The sequence below is a fragment of the Vibrio thalassae genome, from assembly GCF_900089835.1.
Taxonomy (GTDB): domain Bacteria; phylum Pseudomonadota; class Gammaproteobacteria; order Enterobacterales; family Vibrionaceae; genus Vibrio; species Vibrio thalassae.
The window spans coordinates 1-715 of sequence record NZ_OANU01000066.1; the positions used below are offsets into that span (position 1 = coordinate 1).

At 43.5% G+C, this 715-nt stretch carries 1 protein-coding gene; it reads left to right on the forward strand.

What is annotated here, in order from left to right; all coding sequences use genetic code 11:
- The coding region (locus VTH8203_RS16675) for a hypothetical protein (protein WP_158296171.1) at nt 1–715 on the forward strand (715 nt) is incomplete at both ends.

Consider the following 715-nt stretch of genomic DNA (forward strand, 5'->3'; position numbering starts at 1 on the left):
CACTCACTGCAGGCGATAAGTACCGTCTAAAACTCATCGCAATCGATAACAACAGCCAGATAAGCGAAAGCATCTCGGACATCACCACTGAGGTACAAAACAACAGTATTAGTTACAATATAGAGTTTGATGACCTTGCTCAGCCTCAAGAAGGTATATTGCAAACAGTTGGTACTCGCTTACTCTCGTCAGCATCACCTGCGCTATTTAAGGATCGTCAGGTAATCTGGCAACGTGTAAACGCTGACAACAGCTTAACGATGTTAGCGACAACCGAAAACTATATGCCGACCGACAAAGATGTAAATCATGTATTACGTATTACAGTTGAATATCATGATGCGTACGGTTTATTAATCCAACGCAGTGTCAATACCCAAACCGTATCGCCAAAAACAAATTCATCAGCGTTAGATGCGTTAGCCAATTCGCTCAATCTGACCATCAGCCCGCTCACATTAGCCACTCAATCGAAAGTGTCTCTGTTATCAACAACGGTTGCCGTGATTGATAACGCCATTGCTGCTAATGCGAATCTTGGGGTGAACTACCAATGGCAACGCAGTCAAGATGGATCGACATGGAGCGATATCGGCGCAGCTAATGGAGCAAGTCATATCACAACGAGTGCAGATAATGCCCACTATTTACGTTTACAAATAACGTTAAATGATGGCCCTGCGGTACTTAATCCACGTTTCAGTAACCAAACAAA